The 6,238-nt window shown below is 70.0% G+C and carries 7 protein-coding genes; 3 read left to right on the top strand and 4 right to left on the bottom strand.

Translation table 11 applies throughout. The annotated features are described in order from the left end of the window. Positions 1–180 (bottom strand): hypothetical protein (locus tag G6026_RS00980; protein ID WP_182611975.1); only part of this gene is annotated, 180 nt, incomplete at its 3' end. 157 nt (positions 181–337) lie between these two features. On the opposite strand from G6026_RS00980, the gene G6026_RS00975 reads away from it, so the two are divergent. Next, positions 338–820 carry an Rrf2 family transcriptional regulator gene (locus tag G6026_RS00975; RefSeq protein ID WP_182611974.1) on the top strand — a complete coding sequence of 161 codons (483 nt, stop codon included), beginning with the start codon at positions 338–340 and terminating at the stop codon, positions 818–820. A gap of 179 nt (positions 821–999) precedes the next feature. Beyond that, the gene (locus G6026_RS00970) at positions 1,000–1,890 is read left to right on the top strand and encodes a TSUP family transporter (protein WP_182611973.1); all 891 of its coding nucleotides are present in this window, start codon (positions 1,000–1,002) and stop codon (positions 1,888–1,890) included. Positions 1,891–2,065: 175 nt separating this feature from the next. Here the strand turns inward: G6026_RS00970 and G6026_RS00965 are convergent, their stop codons facing one another. The 3 genes from G6026_RS00965 to cysD are packed head-to-tail and all read right to left on the bottom strand — an operon-like array spanning position 2,066 to position 5,833. Then, on the bottom strand, positions 2,066–2,983 hold the full coding sequence (locus tag G6026_RS00965; RefSeq protein ID WP_182611972.1) for a sulfite exporter TauE/SafE family protein: 918 nt from the start codon (positions 2,981–2,983) through the stop codon (positions 2,066–2,068). A gap of 4 nt (positions 2,984–2,987) precedes the next feature. After that, entirely contained in the window at positions 2,988–4,916 is a 1,929-nt protein-coding gene (gene cysN, locus G6026_RS00960) for a sulfate adenylyltransferase subunit CysN (RefSeq protein WP_107757161.1), read from the bottom strand. After that, positions 4,916–5,833 (bottom strand): sulfate adenylyltransferase subunit CysD, encoded by a 918-nt coding sequence (gene cysD, locus G6026_RS00955; protein ID WP_107757162.1) that lies wholly within the window; start codon positions 5,831–5,833, stop codon positions 4,916–4,918. Before cysD ends, cysN begins: the two co-directional genes overlap by 1 nt. Before the next feature lie 168 nt (positions 5,834–6,001). Here cysD and G6026_RS00950 point away from each other — a divergent pair. Continuing rightward, positions 6,002–6,238: helix-turn-helix domain-containing protein (locus tag G6026_RS00950; protein WP_182611971.1), on the top strand; the 237-nt coding region annotated here is incomplete at its 3' end.

Genomic DNA, 6,238 nt, shown 5'->3' with positions numbered 1-6,238 from the left:
TCTGCCGTACTCCCGGACCACGCGGGCCGGCTCATCCGGGCAACGGTGGGCGTCGGCGGCGACCCGCGCCGCGCCTCGCGAGGGCAGCGTGCCGCTGGTCGCGCCACAACGACGGCAGCTCCAGACCGCGCCGTCGGAGGTCTCGTGGACGTAGCAGGTCCGCTCATCCGCCTCGTTCATGTCGCTCCTCGGAGCAGGGCGCCGACCCCGAGCCGGCGCGAATTCGGCCATTATGTCACAAAACTTTCATGTTGACGCCTGCCAGGTTGTCCGGCGCCGCTCCCCCACCCCGGTCCGCGGCCACTCAGGAGATCCGCCCCCATGGGAGACTGTTCCCATGAGGGTCACCGCGAAGTCGGACTACGCGCTGCGTGCGCTCGTCGAGCTCGCGAACGCCCAACGCGCCCACAGTGGCGACGGTCCCCGCGAGAACCCGATCAGCGCCGAGGAACTGGGCCGGCTCCAGGACATCCCGCACGGCTTCCTGCAATCGATCCTGTCGGACCTGCGCCGGGCCGGCATCGTGGCCAGCCGACGGGGCAAGACCGGTGGCTGGACACTCGCTCAGGACGCGGGCTCCGTCACTGTCGCCGATGTCCTCCGCGCGGTCGACGGCCCGCTCGTCAGCGTGTATGACGTGCGGCCCGAGGCGGTCGATTACAACGAGCGGGCCGCGGTCCTCCAGCACGTGTGGATCGCGTCGAGGGCGTCCCTGCGGCGGGTCATGGACGCAGTGACACTGTCCGACCTCGCCGAGGGCCGGCTACCGGGCGAGGTCCACGCCCTCACCCTGGACGAGGACGCCTGGGAGCCCCGGTGAGCGGCGGACCCCGCCGCCACTGACCCGCCGACCCGCCGTGGTGGCCAACCCCAGGCCCTGATGCTAAAGTCTACTGAACTACTCTGTTTAATGCCCTAGTGGGCCGCGGCCGGACGAGGCCTCGCCCGCTACGTGGTTCCGAGAACCCCCCACTCGACCGACGCCGGAGGATCCCCCTCGTGCCCACCCTGATCATCCTCGGCTTCGCCGGACTGCTCGCCCAGCTGGTCGACGGCTCGCTCGGCATGGGATACGGCGTCACCTCGACGACCATCCTCGTGGCCGCCGGGATCGCGCCCGCGGCCGCGTCGGCAGCCGTGCACTTCGCCCAGATCGGCACCACCCTCGCGTCCGGCGTCTCCCACCACAAGTTCGGGAACGTGGACTGGCGCATCGTCGCGATCCTCGCGGGCCCGGGCGCGGTGGGCGCCTTCATCGGCGCGACGGCCCTGGCGTCGTTGTCCAGCGCGACCGCCAAGCCCATCGTCGCTTCGCTCCTGCTCGCACTGGGTTTCTACGTCCTCTACCGCTTCCTGCGACTGGGAGGCAGGCGGCCCCAGTTCTCCGGCCAGATCTCGGCGCGCTTCCTGGTGCCACTGGGCTTCGTCGGCGGAACACTCGACGCGTTCGGAGGCGGCGGGTGGGGCCCGGTGGGGACCACCACTCTGCTCTCCTCGGGCCGGGTGGAACCGCGCAAGGTGGTCGGCTCGATCAGCGCCTCCGAGTTCGTGGTGGCGGTGAGCGCGTCCATCGGCTTCCTCTTCGGTCTCGGCGCCGCGGGCATCAACTGGGCGTTCGCCGTCGCGCTGCTCGTCGGTGGCGTGACCGCCGCTCCGTTCGCGGCCTGGATGGTCCGGCACATGTCCGCCCGCGTCCTGGGCACGGCCGCGGGCGGTCTCATCATCATCACCAACACCTTCACCCTGCTGAGCGCTGCCGACGCCCCGGCGATCGTGATCGGGCCCGTGCTCGGGACGCTGGTCCTGGTGTGGATCGCGCTCGTGGTCCACGCGGTGCGTGCCGTCCGCCGTGAGCGGACTCCCGATCCGGAACTCGTCACCACCTCCTGACCGCCCCTCCGCCCGATCCGCGCGCCAAGCTCCATCCGCGCGCCAACCCCCATCCGCGCGCCATTACTGCATTCGCACGCGGAATATCGTGAGTGGATGCAGTACTCACGCGCGGATGCGGCGGGATCGGCACGCGGGTGGGCCCGGCGCGCCGTGTACGTGAGTCAGGCGAGGGTCAGGCGCGCACGCGGTCCTGCGCCGCCCGCTCGCCGAGATGCACCGAGTATCTGCGCACCAGCGCCCGCCATACGAGTGGCCCGCCCGTCACCAGCACCAGGGCGATCACACCGATCAGTGGCGGCGACGCCCCGAGCATCGCCGAGGCGGTGACCGCCAACACGATGGTGATGCCCCGCCGGATCAGACCCTGCGGCACCCGGCCGGCGACCCGGGAGCCGAAGAACGTCCCGATCGCCCCGCCGATCAGCAGCGGCACCAGCAGGGTCCAGTCGACGCCGGTCACCATCACGTGCCCGATGGCCGCCGCGATCACCAGCGGGACCGCCTGCACGAGGTCGGTGCCCACCAGCCGCAGCGCGGCCAGGGTCGGGTACAGCAGCATGATGCACATCATGATGACCGTGCCGGAGCCCACCGAGGTGATGCCCACCATCAGCCCGCCGACCACTCCGACCAGCAGGGTGACGAGCGGTCTGACCGGTGGGTTCGGGTCGCTGCCCGTACGGATCTTGCCGGCCATCTCGAAGAACGCCCGCAGGAAGTAGGCGGAGGAGGCCACGATGAGCGTCCCGCCGATGGCCTTCTTCAGCAGCCCCTGGACGTCGTCGGCTCCCACCGCGTGCACCAGCCAGGCCCCCAGGTACGCGGTCGGAACCGAGCCCAGGATCAGCCAGAACGCGATCTTCAGGTTGGGTTTGCCGTGCTTCCAGTGCACTCCGGCCCCGACCACCTTGTTCACCGCGTTGACCACCAGATCGTTGGCCACGGCGGCGGTGGGAGGGATCCCCACGAGGATGAGCGCGGGCGTCATCAACGCCCCGCCGCCCATCCCCGTCAGACCTATGACCACGCCGATCACCGCGCTGACGACCAGCAGCCCCAGTGAGTCGTAGGACCAGAGCGCCTCGGGCACCCGCTCAGACGCCCAGGATCGAGCTGACGATCCGCTGCGCCACCTCTTCCGCGGTGCCGTCCTCCGGACGGATGTGTAGGTCGGGGGTCAGCGGCGGCTCGTACGGCGCGGAGACGCCGGTGAACTCCGGGATCTCGCCGGCCCGCGCCTTGGCGTACAGCCCCTTGGGGTCGCGCGCCTCGCACTCGGCCAACGGCGTGTCCACGAACACCTCGGTGAAGGGCAGGTCGGCCGCGGAGTGGACGCCGCGCGCTTTGTCGCGGTCGGCGCGCATCGGGGAGATGAGGGAACAGATGACGACGACGCCGGCATCGGCGAACAGTGCCGCCACCTCCGCGGTGCGACGGATGTTCTCCGCCCGGTCCTCGGCCGAGAACCCGAGGTCGGCGTTGAGGCCGTGCCTCAGGTTGTCCCCGTCGAGGATGTAGGCGGGGTGGCCGGACTCGATGAGTAACCGCTCCACCTCGGAGGCGATCGTGGACTTGCCCGAACCCGACAGGCCGGTGAGCCACAGGGTGCGGCCCTGCCCGCGGTCGCCGCGCTGGACGGCACCGGCGTGCCAGACCACGTTGGACCCGGTGGTGGCGGGCCCGATGATCATGCCCGCGCCCACGGTGTTGCCGGAGAGCTCGTCCACGAGGATGAACGCCCCGGTGTCCCGGTTGCGGCGGTAGGGGTCGTACATCAACGGCGTCTGCGTGCGCAGGCCGATGCGACCGATCTCGTTGAGCCCCAGCTCGGTGGAGTCGGGGTCGCGGTGCAGGGTGTTGACGTCGAGCCGGTACTCCAGGCCCGTGACGATCGCCTTGGTGTCGCGGGTGGTGTGCTTGACGACGTACCGCTTGTTGGGCGTGAGGGTCGAGTCGTCGGCGAACCAGCAGACCATCGCCTCGAGCTCGGTGCCCTGGTGCGGCCGGTTGCCGGGCCGGGCGATCATCTCACCGCGGACGATGTCGATCTCGTCGTTGAGCGCGATGGTCACCGCGGCCGGCGCCGCCGCCTCGTCGAGCTCGGCTCCGCCCGGGCCCCAGATGGCCTTGATGGTCGACTGCCGACCGGACGGCATGACCACCACCTCGTCGTCGACCTTCATGATCCCCCCGGCGACGGTGCCGGCGAAGGACCGGTGGTCCAGTCCGTCGGCGCGCTGGGGGCGGATCACGTACTGCACGGGGAACCGGACGTCGGTGAGGTTGCGGTCCGACGCGATGTGCACGTTCTCCAGGTGGTCGAGCAGTGCCGGGCCCGTGTACCAGGGCATGGCCTCGGACCTGTCGACCACGTTGTCACCCTTGAGGGCGGACAGCGGGACGAACGTCACGTCGTGGACCTCGAGCTTGGCCGCGAAGTCGGTGAACTCGGTGCGGATGGCCTCGAACGTGGCCTCGTCGTAGTCGACCAGATCCATCTTGTTGACGGCCACGACCAGGCGGGGGATGCCCAGGAGCGCGGACAGGAACGCGTGCCGGCGGGTCTGCTCGAGCACCCCCTTGCGGGCGTCGACGAGGATGATCGCCACGTCGGCCGTCGAGGCACCGGTGACCATGTTGCGCGTGTACTGCACGTGGCCCGGGGTGTCGGCGATGATGAACTTGCGACGCGGACTCGAGAAGTAGCGATAGGCCACGTCGATGGTGATGCCCTGCTCGCGCTCGGACCGCAGCCCGTCGGTGAGCAGCGCGAGGTCGGTGTACTCGTCGCCGCGCTTGGCGGAGGTGGCCTCGATCGAGGCCAGCTGGTCCTCGAAGATGCCCTTGGAGTCGAAGAGCAGGCGCCCGATGAGGGTCGACTTACCGTCGTCGACCGACCCCGCGGTGGCGATGCGTAGCAGCTGGGCGTGCTCGGACATCGTGCTCAACTGCTCCGCGGTGAGGGTCGACGCGGTGCTGAGGGACGGGGCGCCGGCGGAGGACGCGGTGGTGGCGGAACTCATCAGAAGTAGCCTTCCTTCTTGCGGTCTTCCATGCCGGCCTCGGAGATCCGGTCGTCGGCACGGGTGGCGCCGCGCTCGGTGACGCGGGTGCCCGCGACCTCGGCCACGACGGCGGCGTTGTCGGCGGCGTCGGACTCCACGCAGCCGGTGCAGGTGGCGTCCCCGACGGTGCGGAAACGGACCAGCTCGGTGCGCGCCTCCTCGCCCGGGAGGGTCTCGAGGAAGCGGGTCTTGGCCAGCAGCATGCCGTCGCGCTCGATCACCTCGCGCTGGTGCGCGTAGTAGATGGGCGGCAGCGCGATGTCCTCGCGCTCGATGTACTGCCAGATGTCCAGCTCGGTCCAGTTGGACAGCGGGAACACCCGGATGTGCTCGCCCTTGCGGTGATTACCGTTGTAGAGCTTCCACAGCTCGGGGCGCTGCGCGCGCGGGTCCCAGGCTCCGAACGCGTCGCGGAAGGAGAAGACGCGCTCCTTGGCCCGGGCCTTCTCCTCGTCGCGACGGGCGCCCCCGAAGACCGCGTCGAAGCGGTTCTCCTGGATGCCGCGCAACAGCGCGGCCGTCTGGAGGCGGTTACGGCTGGTGCCGACGCCGGTCTCCTCGACCACGCGGCCGGCGTCGATGTCGTCCTGGACGTAGGACACGAGCAGTTGGACGCCGGTCTGGTCGACCACCCTGTCGCGGTACTCGATGACCTCGTCGAAGTTGTGCCCGGTGTCGACGTGCATGAGCGGGAACGGCATGGGCGCGGGCCAGAAGGCCTTGCGCGCAAGGTGGAACATCACCACGGAGTCCTTGCCACCCGAGAACAGCATCCCCGGGCGTTCGAACTGCGCGGCTACCTCGCGGAAGATGTGGACGGACTCGGCCTCGAGTGCGTCGAGGTGCGAGAGCGTCACCGCCGTCCTCGCTGTCATGCGACCTCCAATGTCGTGGGCTGGCCCGGTCCGACCGGACGACAGACCGCAGACAGGTCTGTCTGCGGTCTGGTTCGGGGTCCATCGTGCGCCCCGAAGGCCGCGATTTTCATCTCGGCGAGCGAAACAGTGCGCACATCGCCGACATGTCGACATACGATGTCGACTATGCGCCATGAGCCCACGCATCGCGTCCTCGCCGTGATCGAGGCACTGTCACGCGAGGGCCCACCGCTGCCCCTCGCGGAGATCGCCCGGATCACCGGGGCCAGCCGCTCCACCCTCCACGCCGTGCTGGCGGAGATGCAGGACGCACGGTGGGCCGAGAAGTGGGAGGGCGGGTGGCGCGCCGGGCCCACAATGCGCACGATCGCCGCATCCCTGTCCGCCGAGGTCGACCTGGCC

This window comes from Dietzia sp. DQ11-38-2, assembly GCF_014145055.1.
GTDB lineage: Bacteria > Actinomycetota > Actinomycetes > Mycobacteriales > Mycobacteriaceae > Dietzia.
This window is presented reverse-complemented; position numbering and strand designations above follow the sequence as displayed.

Excerpts from the sequence above, each read along its gene's own strand:
- cysN (WP_107757161.1), bottom strand. The coding sequence starts at position 4,916 with ATGAGTTCCGCCACCACCGCGTCCTCCGCCGGCGCCCCGTCCCTCAGC.
- G6026_RS00975 (WP_182611974.1), top strand. The coding sequence starts at position 338 with ATGAGGGTCACCGCGAAGTCGGACTACGCGCTGCGTGCGCTCGTCGAG.
- cysD (WP_107757162.1), bottom strand. The coding sequence starts at position 5,833 with ATGACAGCGAGGACGGCGGTGACGCTCTCGCACCTCGACGCACTCGAG.